We start from the raw sequence: 16,050 nt of genomic DNA on the forward strand, positions 1-16,050 counted from the left end.
CGACGCGGTCAGCCCCCCACGGCCTTCGCCCAGCCCCGGTCCACCGTCACCCTCGCCTTCTGCAGTTGTGCGTCCGTGGGGAACTGCGGCTCGCCCTCCACCGTCGGCAGCATCGCCGCGGCGGCCTCGTCGAGGGTGCCGTCCTCGCGCATGGCCTCCATCAGGACCGGGCGGGCATAGCCTTTGAGCCGGAGGTTCTGCCCCGCCGCGCTGAACAGGTACTCCTGCCAGAGCCGGGCGGCCGCCGGATGGGGGGCGTCCCTGTTGACGGCCAGGGCGTAGTACTGGGCGAAGCTGCCGTCGAAGGGGATCGCGACCTGCCAGTCCAGGCCCTTGTCACGGAACCGTTCCGCGTAGTCGAGGTTGACGTAGTCCCAGTCGATGCTGATGGGCGTCCGCCCCGTCTCGACCGCGGCCGAGGTGGACTCGACCGGGTTGAAGTTCCCGCGGTCGTCGAGTTCGGCGAAGAAGTCCAGACCGGGCCGGATGTCGTCGAACGACCCCCCGTTCGCGAGCGCGGCCGCGTAGACCCCGGCGAAGGCCGTGTTGGAACGGGTGGGGTCGCCGTCGAGGGAGACCATCCCCTTGTACCGGGGGTCCAGCAGATCGGCGAAGGTCCGGGGGCAGGGCTTGACGCGGTTGGCGTCGCAGCCGATCGATACGTAGCCGCCGTAGTTGTTGGACCAGCGGCCCTCGCGGTCCTTCTGGTTGTCGGGGATCGAGTCGTACGCGGCGACCCGGTACGGCGCGAGCAGGCCCTGCCGGGCCGCGGTCCGGGCGAACGTGTCCCCCACGTCGACGACGTCGGGGGCGTCCGCGCGTCTGCCGCTCTGCCTGATGGCGTCGATCTCGTCCTGGCTGGACGCCTGGGGATCGTGCACCGTCACCCTGATCCCGTACCTCCTCTCGAAGCCGTCGATCAGACCGCCGTAGTTGGCCCAGTCACGCGGAAGCGCGATCGCGTTCAGCGCGCCTTCCTTCTTCGCCGCGGCGATCAGTTTGTCCATGCCTCCCGCCTCCTGCGCCGAGGTGGCGACCGACGGCTTCACCGGCGTGCTCTTCGGCGTCTCGGCGCAGCCGCCGAGCAGCACGAGGGTGAGGAGGCCTGTGGCGGCCGCCGTTCGGACACGGGGTGCGGTCACGGTTGCTCCAGGACGCGGGGGACGGGAACGAGCGGATCGGAACGAAGGAGACCGGGCACGAAGGGGACCGGGCACGAAGCGGTCCGGAAGCGAAGCGGTCCCCGGCGCGAGCGGTCGTCGCTGGGCGGGTCGGCCCCGCGCGGGACGGCAGGCACGTCCCCACCGGCAGGCACGGTACCGTCCGGGGGCAGGTCCTCGGCCCTCCGTACGCGGTGCCGGCGGCGGCGTCCGGGCGGGCGCGGGACGGCCGGGCACCGGCTGTTGCGATGCCCCTCACCGCGCCGGGCCGTCCTCTCCCGAGTCCTCGCCGGACAGCGGCTCCTCCTCAGCGAGCAGCAGCTCGGCGAGCCCTTCCACCGACGGGCCGGCGCCGCCGTGGAGGGAGAGTTCGGCCCAGATGACCTTCCCGGTGGGCGTGTAGCGGGTGCCCCAGCGTTCGGCGAACCGGGCCACCAGGAACAGGCCGCGGCCGCCCTCGTCGGTGACCTTCGCCCGCCGCAGTCGCGGCGAGGTGCTGCTGCCGTCGGACACCTCGCAGATCAGGGTCCGGTCGCGGACGAGCCGCACGGTGATGGGCTCGGTCCCGTAGTGGACGGCGTTGGTGACGAGTTCGCTGAGGACCAGTTCGGCGGCGAAGTCGATGTGCCCGAGGCCCCATTCCCGGATCCGGCGGACGCAGGCGGCGCGAACGGGGGAGACCGCCGCCGGATCGCGCGGCACCTGCCACTCGGCGATCCGGGTGGGGTCGAGCCGGTGCGTGCGGGCAACCAGCAGCGCGATGTCGTCGCGGGGCCGGTCGGGCATCAGGGCGTCGACGACCGCGGCGCAGGTGGCCTCCGGGGAGCGGTCGGGCCCGGACAGCGCGTCGCGCAGGGCCGCCAGGCCGACGTCCAGGTCGCGGTCGCGGTCCTCCACCAGCCCGTCGGTGTAGAGCACCAGCCGGGATCCCTCGGGCACGGTCAGTTCGGCGCTCTCGACGGGAAGTCCGGCTCCGAGGCCCAGCGGCGGGGAGACCGGCAGCTGGGGGAAGTGCACGGTGCCGTCGGGGTGGACCACCGCCGGCCCGGGATGGCCGGCGGTGGCGACCGCCAACTGCCCGGAGGCGGGGTCGTAGACGGCGTACAGGCAGGTCGCGCCGGTGATGCCCTGGCCTCCGTCGTCGGCTTCCTCGTCGCTGTCGATCTGGGCCACCAGTTCGTCCACGCGACTCAGCAGTTCCTCGGGCGGGGCGTCCAGGACGGAGAAGTTGTGCACGGCGGTACGCAGCCGGCCCATGGTGGCCGCCGCGTGCAGACCGTGGCCCACGACGTCACCGACGACCAGCGCGACCCGCGCACCGGACAGCGGGATCACGTCGAACCAGTCCCCGCCCACGCCTGCCCGGGCGGGGAGATAGCGGTAGGCCACGTCCAGGGCCGTCTGCTCGGGCACCCGGCTGGGCAGCAGGCTGCGCTGCAGGGCGACGGCCATCGTGTGCTCGCGGGTGTAGCGGCGGGCGTTGTCGATGCACACCGCCGCCCGGGCTCCCAGCTCCTCGGCGAAGGACACGTCCTCCTCCTCGAAGGGCTCGGAGTCGTCCGCCCGCCAGTAGTGGGCCGTTCCGAGCACCACCCCCCGGGCGCGGAGCGGCACCACGATCAGGGAGTGGATGCCGTGCTCCAGGACCCGGCGGGCGCGGTCGGGATCCTGGGCCTGCCAGCCCTCGGAGGCGCTCAGGTCCTCCACCCGTACCGCCCGGCCCTCGGCGGCGCCCGCGGCCGTCGGGTGGGCGGGGACGAAGCGGATCAGACTGCCGGCGGGGTAGAGGAGGTGGTCGCCCTCGAGGCCGACGACGGCGGTGCGGCGCATCTCGGTGCTCGCGCCCGAGGGTTCCTCGCCGTGCAGGACGGGGTCCAGGAGTTCGACGGTGACGACGTCGGCGAACCGGGGCACAGCGACCTCCGCGAGCTCCTCGGCGGTGCGCGTGACGTCCAGGGTGGTCCCGATCCGCACGCCCGCGTCGTAGAGCAGTTGCAGCCGCCGGCGGGCGGTCTCGGCCCTGCCGGAGAGGGCCTGCAGCTCGGTGGTGTCCCGAAGCGTCACCACCCGGCTCGCCGGCCCCTGGGCGGCGGTGAACCGCTTGTTGACGGCCAGCAGCCGGTCACCCGCCAGGTGTACCTCGTCGGTGGCCGGGCGACCGGACGTGAGCAACTCGGTGAGCTCGGCGTTCAGTCCCAGCGCGCCCACAGGGCGGCGCTCCGCGTCGTCCGGCAGGTCCAGCAGTCGGCGTGCCTCGTCGTTGGCCAGCAGCAGCCGGCCGTCGCCCCCGACGATCAGAACTCCCTCCCGCACGGCGTGGAGGACCGCGTCGTGGTGCTCGTACATGCGGGTCATCTCGGCCGGGCCCAGGCCGTGGGTCTGTCTCTGGAGGCGGCGGCTCACCAGTGCCGACCCGCCCGCGGCGAGGGCGAGCGACCCGGCCGCCACGCCGAACAGCACCGGCAGTTGCTGGTTCACCCGGTCCTGCACGTTCCCCACCGTGACGACGGACGAGACGATGGCGACGACCGAGCCGCCGGTGTCCTTGACGGGGACGGCCGAGATCACGGAGAGTCCCAGGGCGCCCTGGAAGGTCCTGGTGAACGTCTTTCCCGCCGCCGCCTCCGCGTACGGGCCGATGACGTGCTTTCCGATCTGCTTCGGGTCGCTGTGCGTGAGGGTGATCCCGTCCGGCCGGTACACGATGATGGCGTCGACCCCGGCGGCCCTGCGGACCGCCTCGGCGCCGGGCTGCAGCGACGCCGTGGGGTCGGGGCTCTCCAAGGCCTCGTGCAGTCCGGGGGAGTTCGCGAAGGTCTGGGCCGCGGTGAGCGTCCGGTGCCGGGCGTCCGCCATGCTGTCGCGGCGCGCCTGGACGACGAGGGCCACCAGCGCGGCGAGGACGACCAGCACGACGACCGCCAGTTGCAGGAGGAACACCTGGCCGGCGAGACTGCGCACGCTCAGCCGGGAACGCAGGCGCCGTAGCGGCCCCCGGGCGCTCCACCGACCGGACACATGATCACTTCCGGGCGACTTCGGCGATCTGCGCCTTTTCCGCCCAAAAAATTGCTGCATGGAGCATTTCTATCGGTTTATGCCGCCGGTGACGGGGTGATCGGCGAGTGGGCCGCTGACGGGCAAGCCGTCGGGCGTTTCGGCACGCCGGACCCGGACGGCCGTTCCGCTCCCGGACAGGGCCTGGGAGGCGGCGTCGGGACGGGGCGGGTGCCAGCGGGGTGCGCGTACGGTCCGGATCCGCGACCAACCCTGCCCGGGGAAGGGGCCGTTGACCGTCCCGGCAAGGCCGCCGCGCGCGGACCGGCCGGTTCCGGTCCTGATCGACGCCGGCGGCGGCCGCTCGCGTCGCGGACCTCCCGGGTGATCCGTGCCGCTGCGTCTGGTCGTGCGTTCGACCCTGCGCGGCGGGCCCCGCCGCCCGATCGGCCGCGGGGCCCGCCGCAAGGCTCTCTGGTACGGGCGCGGTCACGGGAGGAAGCCGGACACCGGTGCGCCCTGTGGCGCGGAACGTCAGTCCCGGTCGACCTCCTCCCTGCGGAACTCGCCGGTGACGGCGTCGACATCGACGGTCGTCCTGCTCCAGTCCTCCTGGTCGACGATGTCGACCGACCAGATGAGCGCGCCGTCGTCGCCGTCCAGGTGGACGTCGGTGACGGTGCCCTGCTTCTTCCCGGTAGCCGTCGCCACGGCCTGTTCCGGAGTCACCTTGGCGTTGCGCAGACGCTCGGCGACCTCCTGCTTGTCGTCGGCGTCCTGTCCGGATTCCTGACGGGACCTCAGTACCTTCCCGGTCACCGCGTCCACACGGACCCTGTGCACGGTGCCGTCGTCGGTGGCGACTTCGGTCTCCCATTCGGGGGTGCCCGGGCTCGGGGCGGGACTGGCACTGCCGCCCTCGTAGCGCGTGAGGCCGATCTCGAGCAGCCGGCTCCCGGCGACCTCGCCGGTCGCCGTGCCGGCGGCCTTGTCCCAGGTGACCTTGGCCGCGGGGACGAGCGCCCTGCGCTCGGCCTGGTCGTCGGTGAGTGCGCGCCCGGTGCCCGTGGGGCTCGGCGAGCCGGCGGCGTTCCCCGTACTCGTGGGGCTGACCTTGGGGTTCGCGGCCCCCGCCGAGACCTTGGTCCCCTCGCTGCCGCAGGCCGTGACCGACAGGGCCGAGCAGACGACGAGGCCGGCGGTCAGGGCCGCACGGACACGACGGAGAGCGTGAGTCGATACGTTCATGTCGCCACGCGTAACCCCTGGTCCGGGGACGCAGACCGACCGCCCGGAAGATCACCCGTTCGCGGGGTGTGCCGCCGCGACGGCAACGGTGCGACGAGCGGTGCACATGGCACGGGGCACATGCCGCCGGGGCGGGGGCGCCTCCCGGGGCCCGCGTACGCGGGTGGTTTGGTGGTGGACACGCCGACGCCACGGGGGCGGCAGCGGCCGCTCGTCGTGCGCCGTGCCGCGGTCGACGCGCGCCTGGCCCGCGGCCGACACGCCGTCGGGCCGGGCGCCTCGACCGACGGCCGCCGGAACCAGTGGTCGGTCGGCCGCAGAGGAGGAGTCTGAGCAGGGGTCGCCAGGACCCCGGCCAGGACCGCCGCCGGCACCGGGGCGCCGCAGAGCCGTGCGCCGGCCGCCACGGCCACGCCCGCCGGCAGGGTTCCGTCGAGGTCCGTCCAGCGGGGGCCGGTCGGGGCCACCACCAGGCCCGCGAGGAGCGAGGGCGCCGGCAGGGCGATGACCGACTCCGCCTGCTCCGGCAGCCGGCGATCGCCGAGCAGGGCCGGGCCGAGCGCCTTGTAGGAGAAGCTGACGGCAGCGGCGGCCAGAATCGCCCACCACACGGTGGTCATGTCATGGCTCGTTCCTCCCTGTACCGGGCCGCTTCGTCCGACGTCGCCTGTTCAGCCCGAGCAGTGCCCCGGCCGTCGAGCCGACCAGCGCCACGCCCGCGGGTACGGCGAGCACCAGCGCGGCCGCCAGCGCCGCACCGAGGGCCCGCGGCCGCACGCGCCCGGCGAAGGACGCGCCTCGTCGAGGAGCAGCAGGAGGAAGAAGGCGGGATGGACGACATCGAGGCCGAACGTCCCGACCAGCCCGGGTGACGGTGCCAGCGCGGCGCCTAGAGCGGTACCCGCCACCCCGCCGGGGCCGGTGCGAGGGTCGCGCCGAACAGCTTTCCGCGGTCGAACCGGCCCTCGCCCTCGTGTGCGATCACCCACGACGCGTCGATGACGGCCTGGCGGAGGACGATCCGCCGGGCGCGGAGAGCGTCCTGCGCCGGCTGCGTCGGGTACGGGAAGTCGTGCACGCACTCCTCGACGCCGCCGCCCATGGGCACCCACCCGCGGAGGAGGACCTCCGGTCCTTCCACCGCCTGTCACTCGACGCCGCCCGGCACACGCCGTACGCGCTCTCCCTGCCGCTGTCGCGGCGGCGCGCCCCGTCCACCTTCGGGGACCTGCTGGACCAACTCACGCTCGCAGCCGAGGAATTTGCTGGCCGCTGACGAGGTGCTCGGTGTCCGGCTCTGCCAAGGGCCGGGCTGCGGCCGGCTGTTCCTCGACCGCAGCCGCAGCCACTCGCGGCGCTGGTGCAGCTCCGGCGACTGCGGCAACCGCGTCCGTGCCCGGCGCCACTACGCCCGTACGAGGCGTGCGGCGGGTGCCACCGACGGGCAGGGAGCGGGCGCCTCTCCCGCCCGGGCAGGAGATGCGGCCGCGGGCGTCAGCCCGCGTCGGGCACGTCGATGATCCTGCCGTTCCCGTCGAGCGTGTGCGTACGCCAGTAGACGTCCCACTTGTCGTCGACCTGCTTCGGCACCTTGCCCTCGGGGTACCGCGCCCAGCCCTCCGGGGGCTGCTCCCCGTCCGGCACACAGGCGGAACCGGTGTTCCCCACCGCCAGGACGGGGTACTCGCCGTCGCTGCAGATGTCGTCCCGGATGGAGCATCCGGTGAGCGCGGCCGCTGCCGTCACGGCCGTGAGAGCGACGGCCGCGGCGGCGCGCCTCCTCCGGCGTGCGGTGGCGGTGCCGGCGGGCCGGCTGATCGTGCGGGACACGGGCATGTCGGTCTCCTGTCGTCGGTCTGCGCACCACTGTCGTCGAGGGCGATCGTCGTGCCTTGAGTACGCCTACTCAGGAACACGTCCGCGCATACTCAACGGACCCCGCATACCCAACCGGCCGTGCGTGCAGGGGACATGAGCGCGCTCGGCGCGGTGCACGCGCGACGGGGGCGCGTTCGCCTCGGTGGGAGGGACGGGCTCGGCGGAAGGTGCCGGGCTCGGCGGGACTCCCGGGGCCCGATGCGGGGCGCGCAGGGCCGACAGGCGGCGCGTCCACCGCGAGGAGCGCCTGCTCGACAGTTCGCGCTCCGCCCGCGCTCCACGGCAGGCCGGTGCAGATCGCGCCCGGGTCCGGAGGTGTTCCGGCGGCTCAGCCGCCGTGCGTCAGATCGCGTTTGGTCGCGGACACCAGGTGGTGCCGCGTCACACGGGCGCATTCGTGCCAGAACGGCACGGCGGTCAGATACGCGCCGAGCGCCGAGAGGATGCCGAGGGAGACGTCCACGCTGAGGCGCCCCTGCTTCGTCCAGTACACGTCCTGGAGATCGAGGAGCAGGGCGAACTCGTCGGCGATGAGGGCGGTTCCCGAGCCGTAGGCGGCGGCGACGGCCGGGTGGCCGACCGCGCGTTCGTCCCCGCGAACGGCGACGAGACCGACGCCCGCCAGCGTCCCGATCCCCAGGTTGTAGTGGTGGAGGTGCCGGCCGGCCGCGGTGATGTTCCCCCAGGGCAGCCACCCGTCGCGGATGCCGTGGGTGATGAGCCGGACCGCGCCCCACGTGGCGCCGAAGGCGATCCACGTCACGATCAGCGATCTCTTGGTGGGAGTCAGGTGCCGATCCCCCGACTCCCGCCAGCGTGCGATGAGGCCCGGCCGCGGCCCGCTCCGCCGTCGGATGGCGTCACTGCCCATGAGGACGCAATTCCGGATCCGGCGGGGCGAGATCGACGTGCTGCTGCACGGCTCCTCCTCCGGTGGCTCCTCGTCCGGCGGCGGCACGGCCACCGGGTGCACGGGGGCCGGGACGGAAGGCCATGGCGACGGCGTTCATGCAGTCGCGGCAGTACTCGTCGCGGTCGTTCCCGGTGTCCGGTGTCCACACCGCCGTACCGCTGACGATCCGGGCGCACAAGGCGTCCCCGTGGCGGTCGAGGGCGTGCCACAGGAGTGTGGTGCCGTCCTCCGTCGCTGTCCGCTCGGCGCACATGCTGTACATCGGCCACCTCCGCGCCGGACGCCGTTGGGTCCGGTTCCATGAGAGTCCCGGGCTCTACGGGCTGCCACTCAAACGCCACCGAACGGGTGAGGGGCGCGGTCGGGCCGGTACGGGCCGTCCGACGCGAGCGGAACTCACCCGGGCGGGCGCCGCTACCGCCGTCCCGAGCGCCGGGACCCTCGCTGAGCAGGCCGGATCCGGACGAGGGTCGGTGAACCTCCGGACTCCGCGCCGGGACGTCCCGCGCTCCTCCCTCCCCCCCGATCGGAGGATGCCGGTGCGACGGGTGTTTCAGCCGCCGATCGTCGGCGACCCGAAGGGGGACGGACGAACATCCGCGAACGGAGGAGGCGCTCCAAGTGGAGCACGAGAACTGGCGTCACGAAGCGGCCTGCCGCGACGAGGACCCCGATCTGTTCTTTCCCATCGGCAACACCGGACCCGCGTTGCTGCAGGTGGCCGAGGCCAAGGCCGTCTGTGCGCGCTGTCCCGTCCGGGAGCAGTGCCTCGAGTGGGCCATGGCCCACGGCCAGGACGCCGGGGTCTGGGGCGGTCTCGGCGAGGACGAGCGCCGCGCGCTCAAGCGCCGGACGACACGTCAGCGGCAGCGGGCGCAGCACGGATCCGCCTCGTAGCGGCGCGCGACACCCTCCCGTCCCGGTCGGGCACGGCGGCTCGGCGGCCGCCCGGCGCGCCGCCGCCCGGTCGGTTCGCCGGTCGTCCGGACACGCGCTACCGGTCCGGCCGGCCGGGCGCGCCGGCCGACAGCAGGAGCACGGCCGTCAGCAGGACGACCGGCAGCAGCGGCGCGGCCGCCCTGGCGGTGACGACGACGAGCGCGCCGAGCGCCGCCCCCACCGGGATCGCCGCGACCAGGGCCGCCCTGCTCCAGTCCGGTCGCCGGCGCGCCAGGACATCGGTCAGCAGGGTCGTGAGCAGCCCCGTCATGTACGTGGTGGACACGCCGGGTGCCGTCGCCCGGATCGTCGCGCTCTGGCACCCCATCGCCAGGGCCGCGGCCCCCAGGAGGACGGTCCGGAGGGGCGCGGCGGGACTGCCGTCCACCGGGAGCCAGCCCGCCAGGACCCCGCACAGCAGCAGCAACTCGCCGAAGAGCAGGGCCCGCACACCGGAGCGGTTCCCCCGGGCACAACGCTCGCAGTACCGGGCGCCCAGCAGCACACCGGCGATGTAACCGGCCAGTGCGACGGCGGAGTTCCCCGCCAGTTCGACGTCGGAGCCCCCGACGGCGATGCCCACCAGCGCGAGGTTGGCCGTCATCACACTGACGAAGACCCCGCCGAGGGCCAGGAAGCTGATCGCGTTCAGCGCCCCCGTCACCAGCGTCAACAGCAGGAACACGGCCCGGGAGCGCGGACTTTCCGGCCTCGCAGTCGACGTCGCGGACCCCTCCATCGCGGCACCTCCCTGGAATTCGCACGTGCCGCGCGGGCGCGGGATCCTGCTGCCGGCCCCCTCGGCACCGGCGCGTCTCGACGGTCAGCCTAAGGGCTGTCCCGTGATCCCCAGCGGGCGCACGACGACAGCTACGGCACCTCGCTGCGTTGTCGGATCGCCCGAATACACCCAGTATGAGGGCGGCCCTCCGCCTGACGATGCACCGCATCTGACGCCGCGCGCTGATCCACCGGTGATCACGGGACAGCCCTTGGGGACGATCGGCGGTGAGTCGGGGGACGGCGCATGGGCTGCCCGGAGGATTCCGGGCGGGCGAACGGGGGGCGCACCGGCGGGGCGTCGTACCGTTCGCTCCCGATTCGGCACCGAGCACCGTGCCTGCCGTCCCTGTCCCAGCGCGGTACCTCTGCCGGGAACGTCCCTCCGGGCGGACGAGCGGGGAGCACGACCACGAACTGCCCGGTACAACGGCGGCCCTCACCGGGGAGAGCCAGAAGGCGCAGAACCAGGGAGACCGGCCTCGTGGACGACCTCGGACGGGCAAGGGACCCCCCTGCGCTGATGCACGGGATCCGGAACGGGACGCAGCCCCGATGCGTCCGGGGAGGACAAGGGGCCCTGCTGACCACCCTGGCTCCCTCGCACCGGGCCGCCCTGAACCGCTTCTGGCCGCTGCCACCGGTCGCCCTGATGCTCGCCGCCGGGGTGCGCCTGGCCTCCTGGTGCAGCCGCCGCCTCTTCGCTCCCCCGGACGCAGCCGGCGAGGCAAGCGACCGGTCGCACAGGACGGCACCTGTCACGGCCGCTTGCCGGAGAATTGCGGGCCCGCATCCAGCGTGCCGCAGCGTGGCACCAGGCCCTCACGCGCCCAGGAACTCCGACAGCCCCGTCACCAGCCGGTCCACGTCCTCGGCGTTGCTGTACGGCGCCAGGCCGACGCGGAGGCCGCCCGTGTCGCCCAGGCCCAGCCGGCGGGAGGCCTCCACGGCGTAGAAGGAGCCGGAGGGTGCGTGAATGCCGCGTGCGGCCAGGAAGCGGTACGCGTCCGTCGTGCTGCGGCCGTCGAGCGTCATCAGGAGGGTGGGCGTGCGGTCCGCCGCGCGGGAGTGCACCGTGATGCCGTCCAGCGTGGCCAGTCCCTTGTCGAGCCGGGCGCGCAGCGTCTCCTCGTGTTCCTCGAGGGCCGCGAACGAGGCCGTCAGTCGCCGGCGGCGGGTCCCCGACGCGCCCGTGGCCAGGCCGGCCAGGAAGTCGACCGCCGCGCGTGTACCCGCGAGCAGTTCGTACGGCAGGGTGCCCAACTCGAAGCGCTCGGGGACGGCGTCCGAGGAGGGGAGGAGCTTGTCCGGGCGCAGGGTCTCCAGCAGCTCCGGCCGTGCGGTGAGGACGCCGTGGTGGGGGCCGAGGAACTTGTAGGGGGAGCAGACGAAGAAGTCCGTGCCGAGCTGTTCCACGTCGACCGCGGAGTGCGCGGTGTAGTGCACGCCGTCGACGTGGAGCAGCGCCCCGGCGTCGTGCACGAGGCGGGATATCTCCGCGATCGGCGGCCGGGTGCCGATCAGGTTGGAGGCCGCGGTGACGGCGACCAGGCGCGTGCGGTCGGACAGCACGGCGCGGATGTCGTCGGCGGTCAGCTCACCGGTCGCCGGGTCGAAGTCCGCCCACCGGACGGTGGCACCGGCCCGCTCGGCGGCGCGGATCCAGGGGCGGATGTGGGAGTCGTGGTCGAGGCGGGTGACGACCACCTCGTCCCCGGGCGACCACGTCGCGGCGAGGGTGCGGGAGAAGTCGTAAACGAGCTGGGTGGCGCTGCGGCCGAAGACGACGCCGGACGGCTCCGTGCCCAGCAGGTCCGCCATGGCCCGGCGGGCCTCGACGACGATGGCGTCCGCGTTGCGCTCGCCGGGCAGGAGCTGTCCGCGGTTCGACAGCGGGCGGGCGAGTGCGTCGGCGATGGCCTCGATGACGGGCAGCGGCGTCTGGGTGCCGCCGGGGCCGTCGAAGTGCGCGGTGCCGGTGGCGAGGGCGGGGAACTGCGCGCGGACCGCACTGACGTCGTACGTCACGAAAGGCTCCTGGGTGGCGTCGGGGCTCCTCGGGGCAAGTTAACGCCGCGGCCCCGAGAGTGCCGGCAGTGTTCCGGTATTCGGTCATGACGTGTGCGTCCGGCCATGTGCGGATCGCGCCCGGTGCCCGTGTCGACATTGCGACATGTCCCATCCCTGCCACGGCAACTCGGTGACAGGCGTTCCCCGCTCACCGGATTCTGTCCAGCGCGAGAACACCCTTTCGCGCTGAGAGGAAGGCTTGAGTCGGATGAGACGAATCCGCCTGCTGGCGGCGACGGCACTGGGGCTCGCGCTGAGCGCCGCAGCCGTCCCGCCGGTGTCGGCACGGACGACCGACGCCGACGCGGCCGCGTCCGGGGCCGCCGCCATGGGGAAGACCGCCACCGTGCGTCTGATCACCGGTGACCGGGTCACGGTCACCACGGACGCGGCCGGCAGACGCAGCGCCTCCGTGGAACCCGGCACCGGGCGGCGGGGAGTGCTGTTCCGCACCTACGAGCAGGACGGGCGGCTGTCCGTGATCCCGTCGGACGCATCGGACCTCGTCGCCACCGGGCGGCTGGACCGTGAACTGTTCGACGTGACCGCGCTCGTGGCCCAGCGCTACGACGAGGCGCACACCGACGCCCTCCCGCTGATCGTGGAGCAGGGCAGGGGTGCGGCGGAGGCCACGGTCCACCGGCTCACGGGCCTCGCCGAGGACGGCTCGGCCGCCCGGCCGCTGAAGAGCATCGGGGCGCAGTCGCTCCGCGTCGACGGCGACGACCTCGGCATGTTCTGGAAGCAGCTGACGTCCGGGTCCGGAACCTCGCGGCCGGGCGCCCGGGCCGCGGCCACACCGAAGGTGTGGCTCGACAGCCGCGTCCGGCCCTCACTGGACCGCAGCAACGCCCAGATCGGCACGCCCGCCGCCTGGGCGGCCGGGCTGCGGGGCGAGTCCGTCAAGGTCGCCGTCCTGGACACCGGCGCCGACGCGTCCCACCCCGACCTGGCGGGCCGGATCGCCAAGGCCGAGGACTTCTCCGGCAGTTCCGGCACCGGTGACGCCTTCGGCCACGGCACCCACGTGGCCTCGATCGTCGCCGGCAGCGGCGCCGCCTCCGAAGGCACCCGCAAGGGCGTGGCGCCCGCCGCCGACCTGCTCGTCGGCAAGGTGCTCGGCGACGACGGCTACGGCACCGAGTCCCAGGTGATCGCCGGCATGGAGTGGGCGGCGGCGCAGGGCGCCAAGGTCGTCAACATGAGCCTGGGCGCCGAGGGTTCGAGCGACGGCCAGGACGCGATGAGCCTGGCCCTGAACGAGCTGACCGAACGCACCGGCGCCCTCTTCGTGGTGGCGGCCGGCAACGCGGGTGAGCAGGGACAGAGCACCGTCGGCTCGCCCGGCGCCGCGGACGCGGCCCTCACCGTCGGCGCCGTGGACCGTGACGACTCCCTCGCCCCGTTCTCCAGCCGCGGCCCGCGCGCCGGGGACAAGGCCGTCAAGCCCGACATGACCGCACCGGGCGTCGGCATCGTGGCGGCCCGCGCCACCGGCACGACGATGGGCCACCCGGTCGACGCGCACTACGTGGCGGCTTCCGGTACGTCGATGGCCACCCCGCACGTCGCGGGCGTCGCCGCCCTCCTCGCCCAGCGGCACCCGGACTGGGGCCCGCAGCAGCTGAAGGACGCGCTGGTCAGCACCTCCCGCACCGTCTCCGGCCAGAAGGTCACCGAACAGGGCGGGGGCCGCGTCGACGTCGCCGCCGCCGTGCTGGGACCGCTGAGCGCCACCGGCACCGTCGCCCTCGGCACGTACGAGACCGGTGCGGGTGCCTCCGCCACGACGAAGCTCCGCTACACCAACCACTCCACGGAGGACCTCACGCTCGAGCTCGACGTCCGGCTGGCCACCACCGGCGGCCGTGAGGCGGCCGAGGGCGCGGTGCGGCCAGGCGCGGACTCCGTGCGCGTCGAGGCGGGCCGGACCGTCGAGGTGCCCGTGACGGTGGACCCCGCCCGTCTCGGGCGGGGCGCCTACTACGGCTATGCGACCGCCACCTCGGCCGACGGCCGGGCGAAGGTGCACACCACGCTGAGCCTGCTGGTCAAGGGCCCCGTCCACCGGCTGACAGTCACCTCGATCGACCGCGACGGCAAGCGCTCCGGCGCGCTGCCGTCGATCTGGGGGACCGACGGGTTCGTCCGCTACACCGACCCCGACAGGGGAGTCGCCGAGGTCGAGGAGGGCACCTACCAGCTCGACCTGCCCTCCATCCCGTCCGACGGCTCGGAGCTGCGCCATGTGATCCTGCCCGAGGTGAAGGTGACCAAGGACAGGACGGTCACCGTGGACGAGCGGAAGACCACGAAGGTGGAGATCCGCACCCCGCGTCCGGCGGAGCAGCGCGGCATCATGCACTACCAGGTGCACCGGGTGATCGACGGCGTCGGCATCACCCAGGGCGTCATGTACTTCGACAGCGTCCAGAGCGTCCACGTCAGCCCCACGGCCGAAGTCACGGACGGCACGTTCGAGTTCGCCTCACGCTGGCAGCTCGTCGCACCGCTCCTGCGGGCGGAGGTCCCCGGTTCGGACATCGACCTGCGGGGCTACTACATGCCCCAGTCCCCGCTCCTGCCCGAGCGCGGACAGCGCCTGACCGCCGTCGCCGCCGGTGACGTCTCCGCACCGCGGTTCGACCGCGCCCGCGGCAAGCTGGCCGTGCTCACGAACCGCGACAACGTCCCCGAGGCGTCGGTGCTCGCGACGGCCGCGAAGGCCGGTGTCGCGGCGGTGGCGCTCGTCCACTTCAGCGACCAGCCGTGGACCCGCTGGGAGCCCGACACCGAGCGCTGGGCGCTGCCCACCGTCCGGATCGGCGCCGACGCCGGTGCCAGGCTGCTGGAGCGCATCAAGGACCGCACGACCGAGGTGCACTTCACGGGCACGGCGCGCAGCCCCTACCTCTACGACGTCATGCAGGTCTCCCGGCAGCACATCCCCGCCAAGGTGGTGCACACCGTCTCGGAGGCCAACAGCGCCGTCATCCGCACGACGTACGCCGACAACGGCGGTCTTCCGTGGGCCTCGGAGCAGCGGTTCGCCCGCCGCCCCTACCAGGACTTCACGTGGCTGCAGTACGCGCGGTACGTGCCGACCGGCTTCGAGCGCACCGAGTACGTCTCGGCCGGCGACACCGCCTGGGAGCACAAGGTCCACCACGAGACCTTCAGCCAGGACCGCGAGCTGAACGTCGGCATGCGGAACGCACCGCGCACCTACCGCGCCGGTGAGCAGCTGACGGAGACCTGGCAGGGAGCGGTCGTCCGGCCGTCGATCCCGCGCGGTGCCGGGCTCGCCTCCGTCCGGGACGGCAACGTCCTCGCCCTGCGCATCCCGGAGTTCACCGACTCGGGCGCCGGCCACTGGTCGCCGAAGATCGAGGGTGCCTCGGAGGGCGGTCCCGGTGTCCGGAAGCCGGGCGCCGGCGCGGCCCAGTCGGGCGACACGGTCAAGGCGGTCCTCTTCCGCGACGGCACGCAGATCGCCGGCGCGGGCAGCTCCTGGACGAACTTCGAGGTGCCCGCCGAGGCGGCGGACTACCGGCTGGACGTGTCGACCGCCCGGGCCTCGGGCGAGTGGGCCTACGGCACCGCGACCGACACGTCCTGGTCCTTCCGGTCCGCGGCGGCCGGCGAGGCGAGGCTGCTGCCACTGCTCCAGCTCGACTACACCGTGCCGGTGGACCAGCACAACAAGGTCGGGCCCGGCCGTACCCACGGCGTCCGGCTGGCGGTCCGCGCGCAGGACGGGCTCGCCGCGCCGAAGGGCGTGGTCATGCAGGTCGAGGCGTCGTACGACGACGGCCGCACCTGGAGCAGGGCCCCGCTGCGCGACCGAGGGGCCAACGCGTTCGAGGCCGACGTCAAGCGGCCCTCCGGCGTGCGCGGCGACGCGTACGTGACGCTGCGGGTCAGCGCCCGGGACGCCGCGGGCAACAGCGTGCGGCAGACCGTGACGCGGGCCTACGTGCACCGGGGCTGACCGCGGGGCCCGGACGCCGGTGACCGTCCGCCCGCCCTGGTGCGGTGCGGGCAGACGGCCCGGCGTGCGGCCCG

14 protein-coding genes are annotated in these 16,050 nt (G+C 73.8%); 4 read left to right on the forward strand and 10 right to left on the reverse strand.

Annotated features, from left to right (window positions below):
* Positions 1-8: 8 nt before the first annotated feature.
* From QRN89_RS32125 to QRN89_RS32145, 5 genes are all read right to left on the reverse strand, one after another.
* The gene (locus QRN89_RS32125; protein ID WP_390702310.1) at positions 9-1,142 is read right to left on the reverse strand and encodes an ABC transporter substrate-binding protein; all 1,134 of its coding nucleotides are present in this window, start codon (positions 1,140-1,142) and stop codon (positions 9-11) included.
* A 273-nt stretch (positions 1,143-1,415) separates the two neighbouring features.
* Entirely contained in the window at positions 1,416-4,238 is a 2,823-nt protein-coding gene (locus tag QRN89_RS32130; RefSeq protein ID WP_290352920.1) for a SpoIIE family protein phosphatase, read from the reverse strand.
* A gap of 453 nt (positions 4,239-4,691) precedes the next feature.
* A complete protein-coding gene (locus tag QRN89_RS32135) occupies positions 4,692-5,405 on the reverse strand; it encodes a PepSY domain-containing protein (protein ID WP_290352921.1) in 714 nt (237 codons plus the stop codon).
* Positions 5,402-6,025 (reverse strand): hypothetical protein, encoded by a 624-nt coding sequence (locus QRN89_RS32140; protein ID WP_290352922.1) that lies wholly within the window; start codon positions 6,023-6,025, stop codon positions 5,402-5,404. The genes QRN89_RS32135 and QRN89_RS32140 overlap by 4 nt, the downstream gene beginning before the upstream one ends.
* Before the next feature lie 269 nt (positions 6,026-6,294).
* Positions 6,295-6,483: a hypothetical protein gene (locus QRN89_RS32145; protein ID WP_290352923.1), complete on the reverse strand. Its 189-nt coding sequence runs from the start codon at positions 6,481-6,483 to the stop codon at positions 6,295-6,297.
* Here QRN89_RS32145 and QRN89_RS32150 point away from each other — a divergent pair.
* Both QRN89_RS32150 and QRN89_RS32155 read left to right on the forward strand, forming a co-directional pair.
* On the forward strand, positions 6,478-6,681 hold the full coding sequence (locus QRN89_RS32150; RefSeq protein ID WP_290352924.1) for a hypothetical protein: 204 nt from the start codon (positions 6,478-6,480) through the stop codon (positions 6,679-6,681). The two genes, QRN89_RS32145 and QRN89_RS32150, sit on opposite strands and share 6 nt — an antisense overlap.
* Positions 6,682-6,685: 4 nt before the next feature.
* Positions 6,686-6,925, forward strand: coding sequence for a CGNR zinc finger domain-containing protein (locus QRN89_RS32155; protein ID WP_290353944.1), 240 nt, complete (start codon positions 6,686-6,688; stop codon positions 6,923-6,925).
* On the opposite strand, the gene QRN89_RS32160 is transcribed toward QRN89_RS32155, so the two are convergent.
* The 3 genes from QRN89_RS32160 to QRN89_RS32170 all read right to left on the reverse strand — a co-directional run bounded on the left by QRN89_RS32160 (position 6,900) and on the right by QRN89_RS32170 (position 8,458).
* Positions 6,900-7,241 carry an SCO0607 family lipoprotein gene (locus QRN89_RS32160; protein WP_290352925.1) on the reverse strand — a complete coding sequence of 114 codons (342 nt, stop codon included), beginning with the start codon at positions 7,239-7,241 and terminating at the stop codon, positions 6,900-6,902. The genes QRN89_RS32155 and QRN89_RS32160 overlap by 26 nt on opposite strands.
* A 370-nt stretch (positions 7,242-7,611) precedes the next feature.
* The gene (locus QRN89_RS32165; protein WP_290352926.1) at positions 7,612-8,046 is read right to left on the reverse strand and encodes a hypothetical protein; all 435 of its coding nucleotides are present in this window, start codon (positions 8,044-8,046) and stop codon (positions 7,612-7,614) included.
* A 97-nt stretch (positions 8,047-8,143) separates the two neighbouring features.
* Positions 8,144-8,458, reverse strand: coding sequence for a hypothetical protein (locus QRN89_RS32170; protein WP_290352927.1), 315 nt, complete (start codon positions 8,456-8,458; stop codon positions 8,144-8,146).
* A gap of 359 nt (positions 8,459-8,817) precedes the next feature.
* Between QRN89_RS32170 and QRN89_RS32175 the strand changes: the two genes are divergently transcribed.
* Positions 8,818-9,093 (forward strand): WhiB family transcriptional regulator, encoded by a 276-nt coding sequence (locus QRN89_RS32175; protein WP_290352928.1) that lies wholly within the window; start codon positions 8,818-8,820, stop codon positions 9,091-9,093.
* A 97-nt stretch (positions 9,094-9,190) separates the two neighbouring features.
* Here QRN89_RS32175 and QRN89_RS32180 read toward each other — a convergent pair whose 3' ends face one another.
* Positions 9,191-9,820 (reverse strand): DUF1275 family protein, encoded by a 630-nt coding sequence (locus QRN89_RS32180; protein ID WP_290352929.1) that lies wholly within the window; start codon positions 9,818-9,820, stop codon positions 9,191-9,193.
* Between the two features lie 917 nt (positions 9,821-10,737).
* On the reverse strand, positions 10,738-11,943 hold the full coding sequence (locus tag QRN89_RS32185) for a cysteine desulfurase-like protein (protein WP_290352930.1): 1,206 nt from the start codon (positions 11,941-11,943) through the stop codon (positions 10,738-10,740).
* 250 nt (positions 11,944-12,193) lie between these two features.
* Here QRN89_RS32185 and QRN89_RS32190 point away from each other — a divergent pair, with 250 nt between their 5' ends.
* On the forward strand, positions 12,194-15,976 hold the full coding sequence (locus tag QRN89_RS32190) for a S8 family peptidase (protein ID WP_290352931.1): 3,783 nt from the start codon (positions 12,194-12,196) through the stop codon (positions 15,974-15,976).
* Positions 15,977-16,050 lie beyond the last annotated feature (74 nt).

The sequence above is a fragment of the Streptomyces sp. HUAS CB01 genome (assembly GCF_030406905.1).
Lineage (GTDB): Bacteria > Actinomycetota > Actinomycetes > Streptomycetales > Streptomycetaceae > Streptomyces > Streptomyces chengbuensis.

Coding starts and splice junctions, on each gene's coding strand:
- QRN89_RS32130 (WP_290352920.1), bottom strand. CDS start 4,238: ATGCAGCAATTTTTTGGGCGGAAAAGGCGCAGATCGCCGAAGTCGCCC.
- QRN89_RS32140 (WP_290352922.1), bottom strand. CDS start 6,025: ATGACCACCGTGTGGTGGGCGATTCTGGCCGCCGCTGCCGTCAGCTTC.
- QRN89_RS32135 (WP_290352921.1), bottom strand. CDS start 5,405: ATGAACGTATCGACTCACGCTCTCCGTCGTGTCCGTGCGGCCCTGACC.
- QRN89_RS32190 (WP_290352931.1), top strand. CDS start 12,194: ATGAGACGAATCCGCCTGCTGGCGGCGACGGCACTGGGGCTCGCGCTG.
- QRN89_RS32170 (WP_290352927.1), bottom strand. CDS start 8,458: ATGTACAGCATGTGCGCCGAGCGGACAGCGACGGAGGACGGCACCACA.
- QRN89_RS32160 (WP_290352925.1), bottom strand. CDS start 7,241: ATGCCCGTGTCCCGCACGATCAGCCGGCCCGCCGGCACCGCCACCGCA.